The sequence below is a fragment of the Mycobacterium sp. FW102-FHT13B02 genome (assembly GCF_058790275.1).
The window spans coordinates 80,507-97,204 of record NZ_JBYTCM010000013.1; the positions used below are offsets into that span (position 1 = coordinate 80,507).

Sequence of the window (16,698 nt, forward strand, 5' to 3'; positions counted from 1 at the left end):
TCACAATGTGAGGGTCGTCACGCTACGCCCGCGGCGCTTGACTTTGGCTCGTCTTCAGTGCCGATCCCGCCCTTCGGCCGCCCGATCGGGACCAGCCGAAGCCGGGGTGCCAGGCCGGCGTCGGCGAGCACCTCCAGCGCGCGACGCTCGTCGTCCATCAATGTTTCGGGCACACCCAGCAAAACACTGACCACGCAGTCACCGCAGCCGGGACCACGCACCGCGCAGTCGTCGCAGTCGATCTTCACCGGCCCGTTGTCGAACTTCATCTCTGGTTCCTCTCATCGGTTGAGGCGCACGCTAGCGACGTCCACCGACAAAAAAGCGCGGGTGATCAGCAACCCGATAACGGAATGACATCGATGGGATTTCTTGTCGGTCCCGGCCCCTACTGTCACGTCATGGGATCCGGCAGCACCACCGATCAGCTGGCTTTCGATCTTGACGAGGCGTTGCTGCGTGACACCACGTTCGTGGTGGTCGACCTGGAGACCACCGGCGGCCGGGCCCGGGCGGACGACACCGGCGGCGGCTGGGACGCCATCACCGAGATCGGTGCGGTCAAGGTGCGCGGCGGCGAGATCATCGGCGAACTGGCCACCCTGATCGACCCAGGTCGCGCCATCCCGCCCCAAATCGTTCAGCTGACCGGGATCACCACGGCCATGGTGTGCGACGCCCCGCGCATCGAATCGGTGCTGCCGGCGTTTCTGGAGTTCTGTCGCGGCGCCGTCCTGGTCGCCCACAACGCGGGTTTCGACATCGGTTTTCTGCGGGCCGCGGCCGAGCGGGCACAGCTGCCCTGGCCCAATCCGCCGGTGCTGTGCACGGTGAAGCTGGCCCGCCGGGTACTGACGCGCGAGGAGGCGCCCAGCGTCCGGCTCTCGGAGCTGGCCCGGCTGTTCCGTGCCGCCACCACGCCCACGCACCGGGCCCTCGACGACGCCCGTGCCACCGTCGACGTGCTGCACGGGCTGCTGGAGCGCATCGGCAATCAGGGCGTGCACACGCTGGCCGAACTACGCGGCTATCTCCCCGACGTGACCCGCGCGCAGCGCCGCAACCGCAAGCTCGCCGACGCCCTGCCGCACTCCCCCGGCGTGTATCTGTTCCGCGGGCCGTCCGAGGAGGTGCTCTACGTCGGCACCGCGGTCGATCTGCGCCGCCGGGTCCGGCAGTACTTCACCGGCGCCGACCCGCGCGCCCGCATGAAAGAGATGGCGTCCCTGGCCATCCGGGTCGATCACGTCGAGTGCGCCCACGAGCTCGAAGCCGGGGTCCGCGAACTGCGGCTGCTCGCCGCGCACGCGCCGCCCTACAACCGGCGCTCGAAAGCTCCGCACAAATGGTGGTGGGTGGTACTCACCGACGAGGCGTTCCCCCGGTTTTCGGTGGTGCGAGCACCGCGGCACGATCGCGCCGCCGGCCCGTTCCGGGTCCACGCCGACGCCGTCGACGCCGCCCTGCTGCTGGCCCGCTTCACCGGCGTGCGGACGTGCACGACGCGGCTGGCGCGAGCGGCCCAGCATGGGCCGCAGTGCCCTGAGCGCGAGCTCTCGCCGTGCCCAGCGCCCCGCGGTATCAGCGCGGACGCCTATGCCGAATTTGCCGCGACGGCCGCGAGAAACGTTGCCGGCGTTGCTGATTCCGCACTCTCCACGGCGCTCAACCACATCGACGATCTGGCCGCCGAAGGACGTTTCGAGACCGCGGCCCGGCTGCGGGACCACGCCGCAACCGTCATCGACGGGCTGTGGCGCGGGCAACGCCTGCGGGCCCTGACCGCGCTACCGGAACTGGTGGCCGCCCGGCCCGACGGCGCCGGTGGCTGGCACCTCGTCGTGGTCCGGTACGGCCAGTTGGCGGCCGCCGGCAACGCACCGCGGCGGGTGCCGCCGATGCCCGTCGTCGACGCGATATCCGCTGCGGCACAGGTGATCCTGACCTCCGACCGGCCACTGGGCGGTGCACCCGTCGAGGAGGTGGCACTGATCGTGCGTTGGCTGGCCGCCCCCGGTGTGCGGATCGTCCGCACCGATTCCGGCACCGGACCGGGGGCCGGCTACTGCCTGCCCATCACCGCGGCCGGCCGGTGGGCCGAGTGGGCTGGCGCCGCCCGGTCCGCCCGGGCGGCGGCGCAGCAGGCCGCGCGGTCAGACCTTCTGGGTGAACCGAGCCCACCGCGCGAGCAGCTTCTCGGCCGCACCCGAATCGATCGCTTCGGTGGCACGGGCCAGACCGCGCTCCCACGCCGGCACCCACTGGGCGTCGCTGGATAGCCCGGCATGAGCCACCATCGCCCCAGCGGCGTTGAGCACCACGGCATCCCGGACCGGGCCGGCCTGGCCCGCCAGTACGGCACGGACCGACTCGGCATTGGCGGCGGCGTCGCCTCCGATCAGCTCGCTCAGGTCGGCACGGGCGAAGCCGAACGCCGCGGGGTCCAGTTTCAACCGGTCCACGGTGCCGGCCTGCACCCGCCAGATGGTGCTCGTCGTCGTGGTGGTCAGCTCGTCGAGCCCGTCGTCGCCATGGACCACCAGGACGCTGGAACCGCGCGCGGCGAACACACCGGCCATCACCTCGGCCAATTCCGCCCAGGCGCAGCCGATCAGGCCGGCCCTCGGCATCGCGGGATTTGTCAGCGGCCCAAGAAGATTGAAGACCGTCGGCACCCCGATCTCACGCCGCACGGCAGAGGCGTGCCGGTAGGACTGATGGAACTGCGGAGCGAACGCGAAGCCGATGCCGACCTCGGCAACCGAGCGGGCGACGTCGCCGGGCGACAGATCGATCCGGACACCCAGGGCCTCCAAGGTGTCGGCGCCGCCGGACAACGACGACGCCGCGCGGTTCCCGTGCTTGATGACGGGCACCCCGCACGCGGCGACGACGATCGAGGCCATCGTGGACAGATTCACGGTGTTGGAGCCGTCCCCCCCGGTGCCCACGATGTCGACCACATCGGTGCCGATCGCCGCGAGCGCGTCGGCGGGCACCTTTCGGGCGTGTCGCAGCATCACATCGGCGAGTTCGGAGACCTCTGCGGAGGTCGGTCGCTTCATCTTCATCGCAATGGCGAAAGCAGCGATCTGCGCCGGGGTCGCGGTACCGGTCATGACCTGGTCCATTGCCCACCCCGCCTGACCCGCGGCAAGGTTCTGGCCGGTGGTCAGCCGGCCCAGGATCTGAGGCCACAGCGGCCCGTCGGCGGTCGGTTCCTGATGAGGATCGGTGGTTGGCACGGACCCGATTATGACCAATGTCGGCACCCGGGTGGAGTTCAACAACTACAAAGCGTCATACTTACCGCTGTGACGAGCGCTGTAGGTACCTCTGGAACCGCGATCACGTCGCGGGTGCATTCGCTGAACCGGCCGAATATGGTCAGTGTCGGCACCATTGTGTGGCTTTCCAGTGAGTTGATGTTCTTTGCTGGGCTGTTCGCAATGTATTTCACCGCGCGTGCTCAGGCCGGCGGCGTATGGCCGCCGCCCCCCACGCACCTGAACCTGGCCGAGGCCGTTCCGGTGACGTTGGTGCTGATCGCGTCGTCGTTCACCTGCCAGATGGGCGTTTTCGCCGCCGAGCGCGGTGACGTCTTCGGCCTGCGCCGGTGGTACGTCATCACGCTGATCATGGGCACGTTCTTCGTCGGCGGCCAGGCGTTCGAGTACTACATGCTCGTCAGCGAAGGCACCACGATCCCGAGCAGCGCCTACGGTTCGGTGTTCTACCTGGCCACCGGTTTCCACGGTCTGCACGTCATCGGCGGTCTCGTGGCGTTCATCTATCTGCTGGCCCGCACCAAGATGAGCAAGTTCACGCCGGCACAGGCCACCGCTGCCATCGTCGTGTCCTACTACTGGCACTTCGTCGACATCGTGTGGATCGCCCTGTTCGCCACCATCTACTTCGTTCGATGATCGGTTCGCCGATGCGTCCCAAGACCAGCCAGTCGATGAGAAGGGGTTCGATGACCAGCAAGTCCCGTCGTCGGTTACACCGGCGCCTCTCAGCAGCGATGCTGCTGCTGCTCGGACTTCTAGTCGCTGGTGGCCTGGCGGCCACCCTGACGCCGCGGCCCCAGGTCGCGGTCGCCGACGACTCGCAGCTGGCTCTGCTGCGCACTGGCAAGCAGTTGTTCGAAACGTCGTGCGTCTCCTGCCACGGCGCCAACCTGCAGGGTGTGCCCGACCGCGGCCCGAGCCTCATCGGCGTCGGCGACGCGGCGGTCTACTTCCAGGTGTCCACCGGCCGCATGCCTGCCATGCGCGGTGAGGCTCAGGCGCCCCGTAAGGACCCGGCGTTCGACGAGCACCAGATCGACGCCCTCGGTGCCTACATCCAGGCCAACGGCGGCGGCCCCGAGGTCCCCCGTGACGCCAACGGCCAGATCAACCAGCATTCGTTCCTCGGTGAGAACGTCGCCCGTGGTGGCGACCTGTTCCGCCTGAACTGCGCTTCCTGCCACAACTTCACCGGCAAGGGTGGCGCACTGTCGTCGGGCAAGTACGCGCCTGACCTCGGCAAGGCTGCCGAAGTTCCGGCGCAGGTGTACACCGCCATGCTCACCGGCCCGCAGAACATGCCCAAGTTCTCGGACCGTCAGCTGACCCCGGAAGAGAAGCGCGACATCGTCGCCTACGTCCATGAGTCGGCTAACGCCCGCAGCCAGGGCGGCTACGGCCTCGGCGGCTTCGGCCCCGCGCCCGAGGGTATGGCGATGTGGATTATCGGGATGGTCGCCGTGATCGGCGTGGCTATGTGGATCGGATCGCGAGCATGAGCGACAACGTGAACACTCCCAGTGACGCGGAACTGCGCGACATGTCGCGCGAGGAACTCGTCGAACTGGGCGGAAAGATCGACGGCGTCACCACCGTCTTCAAGGAGCCCCGCTGGCCCGTCGAGGGCACCAAGGCGGAGAAGCGCGCCGAGCGTCAGGTCGCGGCCTGGCTGTTGCTCGGTGGCCTCTCGGGCCTGGCCCTGCTGCTGGTCTTCCTGTTCTGGCCGTGGGAGTACAAGCCGTTCGAGTCCGACGGTGAGTTCATCTACTCGCTGGCCACCCCGCTGTACGGCCTGACCTTCGGCCTGTCGATCCTCGCGATCGGCATCGGTGCGGTGCTCTTCCAGAAGAAGTTCATCCCCGAGGAGATCTCGATCCAGGACCGCCACGACGGCGCCTCCCCCGAGATCCACCGGGCCACCATCGCGGCCAACCTGACCGATGCACTCGAGGCCTCGACCCTCAAGCGCCGCAAGCTGATCGGCTTGTCGCTCGGCGTCGGCCTGGGCGCGTTCGGCCTGGGCACCGCGGTCGCCTTCATCGGCGGTCTGATCAAGAACCCGTGGAAGCCGGTGGTTCCGACCGCCGAGGGCAAGAAGGCCGTCCTGTGGACGTCCGGCTGGACCCCGCGTTTCCACGGCGAGACCATCTACCTGGCCCGGGCGACCGGCCTGCCGGGTGAGTCCCCCTTCGTGAAGATGCGTCCCGAGGACCTCGACGCGGGCGGCATGGAGACCGTGTTCCCGTGGCGCGAGTCCGACGGTGACGGCACCACCCTCGAGTCGCACGAGAAGCTGTCCGAGATCGCTCTCGGCGTGCGTAACCCGGTGATGCTCATCCGCATCAAGCCCGAAGACCTGTCCCGCGTGGTCAAGCGCCAGGGCCAGGAGAGCTTCAACTTCGGTGACTTCTTCGCGTACACCAAGGTGTGCTCGCACCTGGGCTGCCCCTCGTCGCTGTACGAGCAGCAGACCTACCGCATTCTGTGCCCCTGCCATCAGTCGCAGTTCGACGCGCTGCACTTCGCGCGGCCGATCTTCGGGCCGGCCGCGCGCGCCCTGGCGCAGCTGCCGATCACGATTGACAAAGAGGGCTACCTGGTCGCCAACGGCGACTTCATCGAACCCGTCGGACCGGCATTCTGGGAGCGCAAATCATGAGTCCCAAGCTCGCTGAACAAGGCAATGCGATCGACTCGCGGTACCACCCGTCGGCCGCGGTACGCCGCCAGCTGAACAAGGTCTTCCCGACGCACTGGTCCTTCCTGCTCGGTGAGATCGCGCTCTACAGCTTCATCGTGCTGCTGCTCACCGGTGTGTACCTGACCCTGTTCTTCGACCCGTCGATGACCGAGGTCGTCTACCACGGCGTCTACCAGCCGCTGCGCGGCGTGCAGATGTCCCGGGCCTACGAATCGGCTCTCGATATCTCGTTCGAGGTCCGCGGTGGCCTGTTCGTCCGCCAGATTCACCACTGGGCCGCCCTGATGTTCGCCGCGGCGATCATGGTCCACCTGGCGCGCATCTTCTTCACCGGCGCGTTCCGCCGCCCGCGTGAGGCCAACTGGATGATCGGCTCGCTGCTGCTGATCCTGGCCATGTTCGAGGGCTACTTCGGCTACTCGCTGCCCGACGACCTGCTGTCCGGCATCGGTCTGCGCGCCGCGCTGTCCTCGATCACCCTGGGTATCCCGGTCATCGGCACCTGGATGCACTGGGCGCTGTTCGGCGGGGACTTCCCCGGCCACATCATCATCCCGCGCATGTACGCCCTGCACATCCTGCTGATCCCGGGCGTCATCCTGGCCCTGATCGGTGCGCACATGGCGCTGGTCTGGTTCCAGAAGCACACGCAGTTCCCGGGTGCCGGCCGTACCGAGAAGAACGTCGTCGGCGTGCGCGTCATGCCGGTGTTCGCCGTCAAGTCCGGCGCATTCTTCGCCATGGTGACCGGCATCCTGGGCATCATGGGCGGTCTGCTGCAGATCAACCCGATCTGGGAGCTGGGCCCCTACAAGCCCTCGCAGGTGTCCGCCGGCAGCCAGCCCGACTTCTACATGATGTGGACCGAAGGCCTCGCCCGTATCTGGCCGGCCTGGGAGTTCTACCCGTTCGGCCACACCATCCCGGCCGTCATGGGTGTTGCGGTGATCATGGGCCTGGTGTTCGGTCTGCTGATCGCGTGGCCGTTCCTGGAGAAGAAGTTCACCGGCGACGACGCGCACCACAACCTGCTGCAGCGTCCGCGTGACGTGCCGGTGCGCACCGCCATCGGTGCCATGGCCATCGCGTTCTACATGGTGCTGACCCTGGCCGCGATGAACGACATCATCGCGCTCAAGTTCGACATCTCCCTGAACGCGACCACCTGGATCGGTCGTATCGGCATGGTGGTCCTGCCCGCAGTCGTCTACTACCTCACCTACCGCTGGTGTGTGGGCCTGCAGCGCAGCGACCGCGCGGTGCTCGAACACGGCATCGAGACCGGCATCATCAAGCGCCTGCCGCACGGTGCCTACGTCGAGCTGCACCAGCCGCTCGGCCCGGTCGACGACCACGGCCACCCGCTGCCGCTGGAGTACCAGGGTGGCGCCCTGCCCAAGCGCATGAACAAGCTCGGCTCGGCCGGCTCGCCCGGCACCGGCAGCTTCCTGTTCGCCGACTCCGCCGTCGAGCAGGCCGCCCTCGCCGACGCCGAACATGCGGCCGAGCACAAGGCGCTGACCGCGCTCAAGGAGTACCAGGACGAGATTTCGCCCACCAACGGCTCCAACGGGCATCACTAGTTCGATCTACGGTTTCGGCCCGGTCTGGTTTCCACCAGACCGGGCCGAATTCGTTTGTGGGATAACCGAAACCGGCCCGAGCGTGAACTCCATAGCGGGTTCCAGGCCTCTGACGCGGCATCTACTGCACGTTCGGACATGCGCCACTCCCCTACCCCACGCGCACAACGGCACGGATTGCGCCGGGGGGCCAATGAATCACTGCAGACATCGGATGACGATCTGTTCTGCCGTGGCCCCAGGCTCAAATCGGTGTGGCGGCCAGCCTCATGCACCGCAATGCCGCGGCCAACACGCCCTCCACAACTGCGCCACGAATACCGGCTCAACGCCGCAGCAGTGCCAAATCAGCATCGACCCTCACACGGTGGCACCGGACACTCGCACAACTGCGCCGCACATACCGGCTCAACGGACAACGAGACGACTACCGAGGCAGCACTGCAGCACTGCCCCTACCCAGACCCCGGCTGACGTCAGCCGGCGCAGGAGTCCTTCGCCGGCTAAGCGGCGCGGGCGTCCTCCGCCGCGGCCTCCAGCACCGCGTGCAGACCCCGCAAGCAGTACCAGGGAATGGCGACCATGGCAGCGGTGATGACGACGGCCAGGCCGTACAGCATCCAGGCCAGCTCATCGTGGCGGTCGGCCAGCATGTACGCGCCCAGGAAGACGAACAGCGTCGCACCGCCCATGGCGGCGGCGATACCGACCGTGCAGCGCAACCACAGCTGGTCCACCGCCGCTATCGGAAAGCCCACCATGCTGGTCGCCGGCGACACCGAATACCGCCGCACCACCGGATCGTCGAAGGACCGGAGCGCGCTCTGCGGGGCGTCACCGGCGGGACGACGGTCCTCGGTCTCCGACGGCCCGCCGCCGAGCAGCGGCAGCGGCGCGGCCCCACCGCGACGAGCCCGCAACAACAGCGGGATGGCACCGATGATCACCGCGGCGGACACCCCGATGACTGAGTACAGCAGCCACGGCGTGGGCGACGACGAAGTACCCGACGGGTGCCGGGTACCGAGATCCACCAACGCGACGGCAGCCGCCACCCCGGCGCCCAGGGCAGCCAGCCACAGGGCCACACAGCCACCGAGCAGAAGACGGTCCAACTGCTCCGGGCTGCCGCCCGTCACTCGCGACCGGGTTGAAGTCTCAGCGTTGTACGGCATTAACAGCTCGTCTGCCAATCATCGTTTGTCTGGGAGGCCAGGGTCTGGCCGTCACTGGTCACAATCGAACAGTTCAGGTGGCTCAGCCGCAGCAGGCTGGAGGCTTGGACCGAACCCACGTCGGACATCGAGATGGGTGTCAGCGTGATCATCCAGGGGATGTAGACGTTCTGCTGGGTGCGCTGGCGTCCGGCAGCGTCGGTGTATGTCACCGAAATGCGGTCCAGCGGCGCCTTCGTGCCCCAAATCCGATACGTGACATACCGCGGCCCGGTCGGCGGCGCGGACGTCGTCGCCGGCGGTGCGGCCGCAGGGGTGCTGGGCGGCGGGGGCGGCGGCGGTTCTTCCGACGTCGGCGGCGGCTGGGTCACCGTCACCGTCGACGGAGGCGGCGGGGGTGGTGGTGGCGGAGGCGGCGCCTCGGTCGTCGTCGGCGGAGGCGGCGTCGTGGTGGTGAACTCGTCCTGGAACGGAGGCGCCGAGGTGGTGCTTGTCGAGGGCGTTGCCACGTTCTCCGAGCTGGTGTTGCGGGTCACCAGGATGGCAACGGACGCCACCAGCGAGATCGCGGCGATGATCGCCACGACACCGACAACCCACGGCCACCGCGGCGGCGGGGCGTCGCTGGCCTCTGGCTTGGCTTCGTAGCTGTCGTAGTCGTAGAGCGCCGGCTCCGGCGGCACATACGGCGCAATGGTGAAGTGCTCGGATTCGGGCGCAGAGTAGGCCTGCGAATAGATCTCGGTTTCGCCCGTGCCTTCACCGACGCCCGATGGCTCCCGGGCCGCATCATCATCCGAGCCCGGGGAATGTGACCCGCTCACGTACGCCTATCCCTCTCGACCACTATGTCGCCACAGCTACGGAATACCGCGCTTCGGCAGACATTACCCAACATGGGCCTGGCATGGCCGTTCCGGACGGCGCCAGAGGACCATCTGACATACGGTTGTGACCTGACCGCAGAGCGATCAGGTCACAGGGGCCGTAGGTGTCAGTGCTTCTCGGGGCCGATGTAGTACTCGAACACCAGGCCGGCGACGGTGGCCAGCACGAAGCACACGCCGGCGACGATCAGCCAGGGCAGCCACAGGCCGATACCGACCGCGGTGGTCGAAGCCGACAGCGCGATCAGCAGCGGCCACCAGCTGTGCGGGCTGAAGAAGCCCAGTTCGCCGGCGCCGTCGGAGACCTCGGCGTCTTCGTAGTCCTCAGGCCGGGTGTCGAGGCGGCGTGCCACGAATCGGAAGAACGTGCCGATGATCAGCGACAGACCCGTGGTCAGCACCAGCGCGGTGGTGCCGGCCCACTCGATGCCACCTTTGGCGTACAGCGCGGTCAGCGCGCCGTAGGCGATGGTCGCCAGGGCGAAGAAGGCAGTCAGAATCTCGAAAAGCCGGGCTTCGATATGCATTTCGTATCCCCTACTTGCTCGCCTGAACCGGCGAGCCGGCCTGCTCGCCGCGGCGAGTGTCGAACGGACGGGTCGTCTGGGCCACCGGGGGCAGACCGATCGACACCAGCGCGTCGGCGTTGGTCGCCTTCGGGTGATCGATGCGGTACTGCAGGTAAGCCTTGAACTGGTCGGGCTCCACCACGCGCACCTCGAAGTTCATCATCGAGTGGTACGTACCGCACATCTCGGTGCAGCGGCCGACGAACGGACCGGTCTTCTCGATCTCACTGACCTGGAAGATGTTGTCCGAGTGGTTGGCCTCGGGGTTCGGGATGACGTCCCGCTTGAACAGGAACTCCGGCACCCAGAAGCCGTGAATGACGTCGGCCGAGGCGATCTGGAACTCGATGCGCTTGCCCTTCGGCAGAACCAGGACCGGAATCTCGGTGCTGGAGCCGATGGTCTCGACCTTGTCGAAGTTCAGGTAGCTGCGGTCCTCGGGGTTGATGCCGCGGATCGCGCCGACCTTCTCCTCGCCGTGCTCGTTCTTGCCCTCGGGCTTGGACGTCATGGCTTCCTTGCGAGCGGCGTCGGCGCCGTCGTAGGAGAAGGTGTTGTCCTTGAAGGCGACCTTCTGGTATCCGAACTTCCAGTTCCACTGGAACGCGGTGACATCGATGGTGACCTCAGCAGGCTTGCTGTGGTCCATCATCTTCTCCTGCACCACGACGGTGAAGTAGAAGAGCACCGAGATGATGAGGAACGGCACCACGGTCAGCACGAGTTCCAGCGGCATGTTGTAGCCGAACTGGCGGGGCAGCTCGGTGTCGGTCTTCTTCTTGCGGTGGAACGCCATCGCCCAGAAGATCAGCGCCCACACGATGGCGCCGACCACGAACGAGGCGATGACCGACCACACCCAGAGGTCACGGTTTGCGTGTGCTTCTGGGGTGATGCCGGTCGGCCAACCCAGGCCGAAGACTTCCTGCCAGCTGCATCCGCTGAGCAGCAGCGTCGACGCGCCGAGAATGGCGGACAACGCCACCAAACGGAGCCCGCGAGCGGTCACGTTGAGGCCCTCCTAGAGGTCGGTCAAGCCGGTCGAATACTACGCAGCGTAGACCACGCCCACGGTGCCGAGCGAAGCGACCGGCCAATCGGTAGCGCCAGTTCTGAGTTCACCTGCCTGAACAGGCATACTGGCGCCCGTGTGCGGACTGCTGGCCTACCTGGCCGACCCTGTTGCCGACCATTCCACCGACCTCGTGAACGCGGTTTCGGATGCCACGCATCCGATGCGTCACCGAGGCCCGGACGAGTCGGGTGCCTGGGCCGACGACACCAGCGGAAACCACACCGAGGCCAGTCATGGCGGCTCGGCTGCTGTCGTCTTCGGTTTCAACCGGCTCTCCATCATCGACATCGCGCACAGCCATCAGCCGCTGCGCTGGGGTCCGCCCGAGGCGCCGGACCGCTACGCGCTGGTGTTCAACGGCGAGATCTACAACTACCTCGAACTGCGTGAGGAACTGCGCAGCGAGTTCGGCGCCGAGTTCGCCACCGAGGGCGACAGTGAGGCGATCGTCGCCGCGTACCACTACTGGGGCACCGCTGCCCTGGCCCGCTTGCGCGGGATGTTCGCCTTCGCGTTGTGGGATACCGAGACCCGGGAGCTGTTTTGCGCACGTGACCCGTTCGGCATCAAACCGCTGTATCTGGCGACGGGACCCGGCGGCACCATCGTGGGCAGCGAGAAGAAGTGCCTTCTCGACCTGGCGGCCCGCGCCGGCATCGATCTGAGCATCGACGAACGTGCCGTCCAGCACTACACAGTGCTGCAGTACGTGCCCGAACCCGAGACGCTGCAGGTCGGCATCCGCCGACTGGAGTCGGGCAGCTACGCCCGCATCCGGCCGGGCCAGCAGCCGGAGGTAACGCGGTACTTCAAGCCGAAGTTCGCCGCCGTGCCGTTTGTCACCGGGCAGGAGCAGGCCCGGTACGACGAGATCACCGCGGTGCTCGAGGACTCGGTCGCCAAGCACATGCGGGCCGACGTCACCGTCGGCGCGTTCCTGTCCGGCGGCATCGATTCCACCGCCATCGCCGCGCTGGCCATGCGCCACAACCCCAAACTGATCACGTTCACCACCGGCTTCGAGCGCGAGGGCTTCTCCGAGGTCGACGTGGCCGTCGCCTCCGCCGAGGCCATCGGGGCGCGGCACGTGACCAAGGTGGTCAGCCAGGCCGAGTTCGTCGCGGCGCTGCCGGAGATCGTCTGGTACCTGGACGAGCCGGTGGCCGACCCGGCGCTGGTGCCGCTGTTCTTCATCGCCCGCGAAGCCCGCAAGCACGTCAAGGTCGTGCTTTCGGGCGAGGGCGCCGACGAGTTGTTCGGCGGCTACACCATCTACCGGGAACCGTTGTCACTCAAGGCGTTTGATCGCGTCCCCCGTGGGCTGCGCCGCGGGCTCGGCAAGGCGTCCAAGTCACTGCCCGAAGGAATGCGCGGCAAGAGCCTGCTGCACCGCGGGTCGCTGACGCTCGAGGAGCGCTACTACGGCAACGCCCGCAGCTTCTCCGACGAGCAGTTGCAGGCGACCCTGGCGCAGTTCAATCCGGAGTGGACGCACACCGATGTGACCGCGCCTATCTACGCCGAGTCCGCCGGCTGGGATCCGGTCGCCCGCATGCAGCACCTGGACCTGTTCACCTGGCTGCGCGGTGACATCCTCGTCAAGGCCGACAAGATGACGATGGCCAACTCACTGGAACTGCGCGTGCCGTTCCTGGATCCCGAGGTGTTCGCGGTCGCGTCCAAGCTGCCGTACGACCAGAAGATCACCCGGACCACGACCAAATACGCACTCCGCCGCGCCCTCGAACCCATCGTGCCGGCCCATGTGCTGCACCGGGCGAAGCTGGGTTTTCCGGTGCCGATCCGGCACTGGCTGCGCTCCGGCGAGCTGCTGGAGTGGGCCTACGCGACGGTCAACGCGTCGCAGACCGGCGACCTGATCAACCTCGACGCCGTGCGCCAGATGCTCGAAGACCACCGGGGCGGCGTCAGCGATCACAGCCGCCGGCTGTGGACGGTCCTGATCTTCATGTTGTGGCACGCCATCTTCATCGAGGGCAGCGTCACCCCGCAGATCAGCGAGCCCGCCTACCCCGTCGAACTCTGATCGGGTACGCCGGCAGTGTGGGAAATGACCGCGAGATGGAGCTGTTTTCGGTCGTGTCTCACACTGTCGGCGCTTAGATCACGGCGGTGATCTCGTCGGCTGCGTCGGCCCCGAAGGCGGCCGAAAGACGCGGCAGCGCAGTGGCCTTGTCCCAGGTCCATTCCTGCGGGCCCGGCGCCTCGAGCACCAGCGTGGCGACGAGCGAGGCCAGCTGAGCGGCCCGCTCCAGGCCCAGGCCGGCGCCGCGGCCGGTGAGGAAGCCGGCGCGGAAGGCGTCACCGATACCGGTCGGGTCGACCTTCTCGTTCTCGGGCACCACGTCGACGTGGACGAATGAACCGTCGCCGACGATGTCGACGCCCTTCTCCCCCAGTGTGGTGACGCGCAGCTCGATCTGGCTCATCACCTCGGCCTCGGACCAGCCGGACTTCTGCAGCAGCAGGTCCCACTCGTAGTCGTTGGTGAACAGGTAGGCGGCACCGTCGATGAGGCGACGGATCTCCTCGCCGGACAACCGGGCCAGCTGCTGGCTGGGGTCGGCGGCAAACGGCAGACCCAGCTTCCGGCATTCCTCGGTGTGCAGGAACATGGCCTCGGGGTCGTTGGCGCCGATGATCACGAGCTCCGGCTCGCCCTGCGCGGCGACGAGATCAGCCAGCTTGATGTTGCGCGCCTCGGACATGGCACCGGGATAGAACGACGCCAGCTGCGCCATGTCCTCGTCGGTGGTGCAAACAAAACGTGCGGTGTAGGCGGAGTCGGACACCAGCACCTGCGAGCAGTCGACGCCGTGCGACGTCAGCCAGCCGCGGTAGTCGTCGAAGTCCTTGCCCACCGCGCCGACCAGCGTCGGGCTGCCGCCCAGGATGCCGATGGCGTAGGCGATGTTGCCGGCGACGCCGCCACGGTGCACCACCAGGTCGTCGACCAGGAAGCTCAGCGATACCTTCTGCAGGTGTTCGGCCAGCAACTGCTCGGCGAATCGGCCGGGGAAGCGCATCAAATGGTCGGTCGCGATCGATCCGGTCACGGCAATGGTCATTCGGCGAGCTTACCCAGCGCAGCCCGAGTAGCCGGACCGGGACGTCCGCCCGGGTGCGCTAGCCTGTGGTCAACATGGACGGCGTATATCCGTACCCGGAATCGATCCCCCCGCAGCCGGGTCCGGGGAACCCCACCTACGGTGCCCCCTACAGCGCACCCTCCGCCGGCCCTCCTCCGGCCTACCCGACCACGCTCCCGCCGGCGGTGTCGTATCCGTCAGGCGGCAACAACACCAAGCGAATCCTGCTGGTGGTCGGCGCAGTCGTTGCGGTTGTCGCCGTCATCGGCGGCATCATCTTCACGGTCCACAGCACCAGTGATCAGGGTCTGACCGATGCCTCTGCCAAGTCCGCGATCCAGGGCTATCTGAACGCGCTGCTGCATCAGGACAAGCAGACCGTGGCGCGACACGCGCTGTGTGGCTTGTATGACGGCGTCAAGGACCACGCCACGGACTACACCGTGGCGAATCTGGCCAGTGATGCATTCCGTAAGCAGTTCGGCCAGGCGGATGTCACGTCGATCGACAAGATCGTGATGCTGTCACCGAATCAGGCGCAGGTGCTGTTCACCATGAAGGTGGCGCCGTCAGGTCGGCTACCGCGCGGTTCGGGCCCGAAGAACAACGAATTCCAGGCCGTCGCCCAGCTGCTGGTACAGCCGCGCGAAACCCTGGTCTGCTCATACCTGCCGCGTCCGGCGGACTCCCTGTAGGAGACCGCCGGACCAGCTAGGTCAGTTGAACGAATCGCCGCAGGCGCAGGAGCCGGTGGCGTTCGGGTTGTCGATGGTGAAGCCCTGCTTCTCGATGGTGTCGACGAAGTCGATGGTGGCTCCCTGGACATACGGGGCACTCATGCGGTCAACGGTGAGGTTGACGCCGCCGACGTTGGTCGTGAGGTCACCGTCCAGCGTGCGGTCATCGAAGAACAGGTTGTAACGCAGGCCGGCGCAGCCGCCCGGTTGCACGGCGATACGCAGCGCGAGGTCGTCACGGCCTTCCTGATCCAGCAGAGCCTTGGCCTTGGCGGCCGCCGCGTCCGACAGAATCACGCCGTGGGTCTCGGTCGAGGTACTGGTGCTGGTCGCGTCCTCAACAGTCATTGCATCTCCCTGGTGCGCACTAGATTGCCTGGCACTTATCCAGGCAACATCAACGGTACCTTGTCCGGCCGCTATTCCCCGACTTCTGCGGCGACGGCCGCAGCTAATCCGGTCAGCTGGTTGGCCGCGTCGCTGATGGCCAGCGCCACCGAACCGGCGTGGTCGGTGATCGAATAAGCGGCGGCGACCCCCGCGGCAGCCAGCGCCGCCGGGTCCAGCGTCACCTGCCCGGCCAGCACCAGCACGGGCGTGCCGTCTGCCTGGCCGACCAGGGCGCTGATCACCTTGCCATGCAGCGACTGGTCGTCGAACCGGCCCTCACCGGTGATGACCAGGTCGGCAGCGGCCAGGTCCGCAGCCAGCCCGGTGTGGCCGGCGATCACCGTCGCGCCCGATTCGCGCCGTCCGCCCAGCGCCAGCAGCGCCGCCCCGAGACCGCCGGCGGCGCCGGCACCGGGTTCGGCAGCGACGTCTCGGCCGGCCACGGATTCGAGTTCGCGGGCCCACTCCGTCAGCCGCCGCTCCAGTACTGCCACCGTCGCGGGATCGGCCCCTTTCTGCGGACCGAACACCGCCGCGGCACCCATCGGTCCCAACAGCGGGTGCTCGACATCGGAGGCGACGATCAGTTCGACGCCCGCCAGCCTCTGGTGCGCCGACGCCAGCCCGCCCAGCGCTTCGACGAGCCCGCGGCCGCCGTCGGTACAAGCACTGCCGCCGAGGCCCACGACCACGCGCCCCGCGCCCGCCACCAGCGCCGCATCCACCAGCTGCCCCACTCCGAAGCTGGTCGCGTCCAGCGCGGTCGCGGCCGTCGGCGGCCCGCCGAGCAGCGCCAATCCGCAGGCCTGCGCGCACTCGATATAGGCGGTGGCCTCGTGCAGCACCCACTGCGCGGTGACCTCGCGATCCAGCGGGCCGCGCACCGCGGTGGTGTGCACACCGCCCAGCCGTTCGGCCAGGACGTCGACGAAGCCGGGACCACCGTCGGACTGCGGAGCGAGCACGAGTGTGTCGGCCGGGCGCGCGGCGGCCCAGCCCGCGGCGATCGCCGCCGCGGCCTGCACCGCGGTGAGGCTGTCGCCGTAGCAGTCGGGGGCCACCAACACCCTGCGCACGTGAGGAGCAGTTGAGTCGCCGCGCACGTGAGGAGCAATTGAGTCGCCAGCCATCCGAGCAGGTTAAGCCCCCTCTGACGTGGGTGCATGACGGCCGACCGCGGC

15 protein-coding genes and 1 pseudogene are annotated in these 16,698 nt (G+C 67.6%); 7 read left to right on the forward strand and 9 right to left on the reverse strand.

Annotated elements, in window-relative coordinates; all coding sequences use genetic code 11:
- Positions 1–17: 17 nt before the first annotated feature.
- Positions 18–269 carry a hypothetical protein gene (locus tag AC3WTE_RS21035; protein ID WP_492440582.1) on the reverse strand — a complete coding sequence of 84 codons (252 nt, stop codon included), beginning with the start codon at positions 267–269 and terminating at the stop codon, positions 18–20.
- A 132-nt stretch (positions 270–401) separates the two neighbouring features.
- Between AC3WTE_RS21035 and AC3WTE_RS21040 the strand changes: the two are divergent.
- Positions 402–2,216 (forward strand): annotated as a pseudogene (locus tag AC3WTE_RS21040) (DEDD exonuclease domain-containing protein); the annotation flags it as partial.
- Here AC3WTE_RS21040 and trpD read toward each other — a convergent pair.
- Complete coding sequence (gene trpD, locus AC3WTE_RS21045; RefSeq protein WP_492440717.1) at positions 2,154–3,263, reverse strand: anthranilate phosphoribosyltransferase; 1,110 nt, start codon at positions 3,261–3,263, stop codon at positions 2,154–2,156. The pseudogene AC3WTE_RS21040 and the gene trpD sit on opposite strands and share 63 nt — an antisense overlap.
- Before the next feature lie 51 nt (positions 3,264–3,314).
- On the opposite strand from trpD, the gene ctaE reads away from it, so the two are divergent.
- From ctaE to qcrB, 4 genes are read left to right on the forward strand one after another with little or no spacing between them, the layout of a single operon-like run.
- Positions 3,315–3,926: an aa3-type cytochrome oxidase subunit III gene (gene ctaE, locus AC3WTE_RS21050; RefSeq protein ID WP_455983155.1), complete on the forward strand. Its 612-nt coding sequence runs from the start codon at positions 3,315–3,317 to the stop codon at positions 3,924–3,926.
- 35 nt (positions 3,927–3,961) lie between these two features.
- The gene (gene qcrC / locus AC3WTE_RS21055) at positions 3,962–4,789 is read left to right on the forward strand and encodes a cytochrome bc1 complex diheme cytochrome c subunit (protein WP_492440719.1); all 828 of its coding nucleotides are present in this window, start codon (positions 3,962–3,964) and stop codon (positions 4,787–4,789) included.
- Positions 4,786–5,949: a cytochrome bc1 complex Rieske iron-sulfur subunit gene (gene qcrA / locus AC3WTE_RS21060; protein ID WP_492440584.1), complete on the forward strand. Its 1,164-nt coding sequence runs from the start codon at positions 4,786–4,788 to the stop codon at positions 5,947–5,949. Before qcrC ends, qcrA begins: the two co-directional genes overlap by 4 nt.
- Positions 5,946–7,574: a cytochrome bc1 complex cytochrome b subunit gene (gene qcrB, locus AC3WTE_RS21065; protein WP_492440586.1), complete on the forward strand. Its 1,629-nt coding sequence runs from the start codon at positions 5,946–5,948 to the stop codon at positions 7,572–7,574. The genes qcrA and qcrB overlap by 4 nt, the downstream gene beginning before the upstream one ends.
- A 503-nt stretch (positions 7,575–8,077) precedes the next feature.
- Here the strand turns inward: qcrB and AC3WTE_RS21070 are convergent.
- From AC3WTE_RS21070 to ctaC, 4 genes are all read right to left on the reverse strand, one after another.
- Complete coding sequence (locus AC3WTE_RS21070; protein WP_492440588.1) at positions 8,078–8,749, reverse strand: DUF2561 family protein; 672 nt, start codon at positions 8,747–8,749, stop codon at positions 8,078–8,080.
- Complete coding sequence (locus AC3WTE_RS21075; protein ID WP_492440590.1) at positions 8,749–9,573, reverse strand: hypothetical protein; 825 nt, start codon at positions 9,571–9,573, stop codon at positions 8,749–8,751. Before AC3WTE_RS21075 ends, AC3WTE_RS21070 begins: the two co-directional genes overlap by 1 nt.
- Positions 9,574–9,743: 170 nt before the next feature.
- Positions 9,744–10,163, reverse strand: a complete 420-nt coding sequence (locus tag AC3WTE_RS21080) for a cytochrome c oxidase subunit 4 (RefSeq protein ID WP_492440592.1) — start codon at positions 10,161–10,163, stop codon at positions 9,744–9,746.
- A 10-nt stretch (positions 10,164–10,173) separates the two neighbouring features.
- On the reverse strand, positions 10,174–11,214 hold the full coding sequence (gene ctaC, locus AC3WTE_RS21085; protein ID WP_492440594.1) for an aa3-type cytochrome oxidase subunit II: 1,041 nt from the start codon (positions 11,212–11,214) through the stop codon (positions 10,174–10,176).
- Positions 11,215–11,353: 139 nt separating this feature from the next.
- Between ctaC and asnB the strand changes: the two genes are divergently transcribed.
- Positions 11,354–13,327: an asparagine synthase (glutamine-hydrolyzing) gene (gene asnB, locus AC3WTE_RS21090; protein WP_492440595.1), complete on the forward strand. Its 1,974-nt coding sequence runs from the start codon at positions 11,354–11,356 to the stop codon at positions 13,325–13,327.
- Positions 13,328–13,400: 73 nt separating this feature from the next.
- On the opposite strand, the gene AC3WTE_RS21095 is transcribed toward asnB, so the two are convergent.
- Positions 13,401–14,369 carry a carbohydrate kinase family protein gene (locus tag AC3WTE_RS21095; RefSeq protein WP_492440597.1) on the reverse strand — a complete coding sequence of 323 codons (969 nt, stop codon included), beginning with the start codon at positions 14,367–14,369 and terminating at the stop codon, positions 13,401–13,403.
- A 74-nt stretch (positions 14,370–14,443) separates the two neighbouring features.
- Between AC3WTE_RS21095 and AC3WTE_RS21100 the strand changes: the two genes are divergently transcribed.
- Positions 14,444–15,085 carry an Rv0361 family membrane protein gene (locus AC3WTE_RS21100; protein WP_492440599.1) on the forward strand — a complete coding sequence of 214 codons (642 nt, stop codon included), beginning with the start codon at positions 14,444–14,446 and terminating at the stop codon, positions 15,083–15,085.
- A gap of 21 nt (positions 15,086–15,106) precedes the next feature.
- On the opposite strand, the gene AC3WTE_RS21105 is transcribed toward AC3WTE_RS21100, so the two are convergent.
- Positions 15,107–15,475 carry a HesB/IscA family protein gene (locus AC3WTE_RS21105; RefSeq protein ID WP_492440601.1) on the reverse strand — a complete coding sequence of 123 codons (369 nt, stop codon included), beginning with the start codon at positions 15,473–15,475 and terminating at the stop codon, positions 15,107–15,109.
- A gap of 71 nt (positions 15,476–15,546) precedes the next feature.
- A complete protein-coding gene (locus AC3WTE_RS21110; protein ID WP_492440603.1) occupies positions 15,547–16,647 on the reverse strand; it encodes a glycerate kinase family protein in 1,101 nt (366 codons plus the stop codon).
- Positions 16,648–16,698 lie beyond the last annotated feature (51 nt).

Excerpts from the sequence above, each read along its gene's own strand:
- AC3WTE_RS21035 (WP_492440582.1), bottom strand. The coding sequence starts at position 269 with ATGAAGTTCGACAACGGGCCGGTGAAGATCGACTGCGACGACTGCGCG.
- qcrC (WP_492440719.1), top strand. The coding sequence starts at position 3,962 with ATGAGAAGGGGTTCGATGACCAGCAAGTCCCGTCGTCGGTTACACCGG.
- qcrA (WP_492440584.1), top strand. The coding sequence starts at position 4,786 with ATGAGCGACAACGTGAACACTCCCAGTGACGCGGAACTGCGCGACATG.
- qcrB (WP_492440586.1), top strand. The coding sequence starts at position 5,946 with ATGAGTCCCAAGCTCGCTGAACAAGGCAATGCGATCGACTCGCGGTAC.
- AC3WTE_RS21070 (WP_492440588.1), bottom strand. The coding sequence starts at position 8,749 with ATGCCGTACAACGCTGAGACTTCAACCCGGTCGCGAGTGACGGGCGGC.
- AC3WTE_RS21080 (WP_492440592.1), bottom strand. The coding sequence starts at position 10,163 with ATGCATATCGAAGCCCGGCTTTTCGAGATTCTGACTGCCTTCTTCGCC.
- AC3WTE_RS21095 (WP_492440597.1), bottom strand. The coding sequence starts at position 14,369 with ATGACCATTGCCGTGACCGGATCGATCGCGACCGACCATTTGATGCGC.
- AC3WTE_RS21100 (WP_492440599.1), top strand. The coding sequence starts at position 14,444 with ATGGACGGCGTATATCCGTACCCGGAATCGATCCCCCCGCAGCCGGGT.
- AC3WTE_RS21105 (WP_492440601.1), bottom strand. The coding sequence starts at position 15,475 with ATGACTGTTGAGGACGCGACCAGCACCAGTACCTCGACCGAGACCCAC.
- AC3WTE_RS21110 (WP_492440603.1), bottom strand. The coding sequence starts at position 16,647 with ATGGCTGGCGACTCAATTGCTCCTCACGTGCGCGGCGACTCAACTGCT.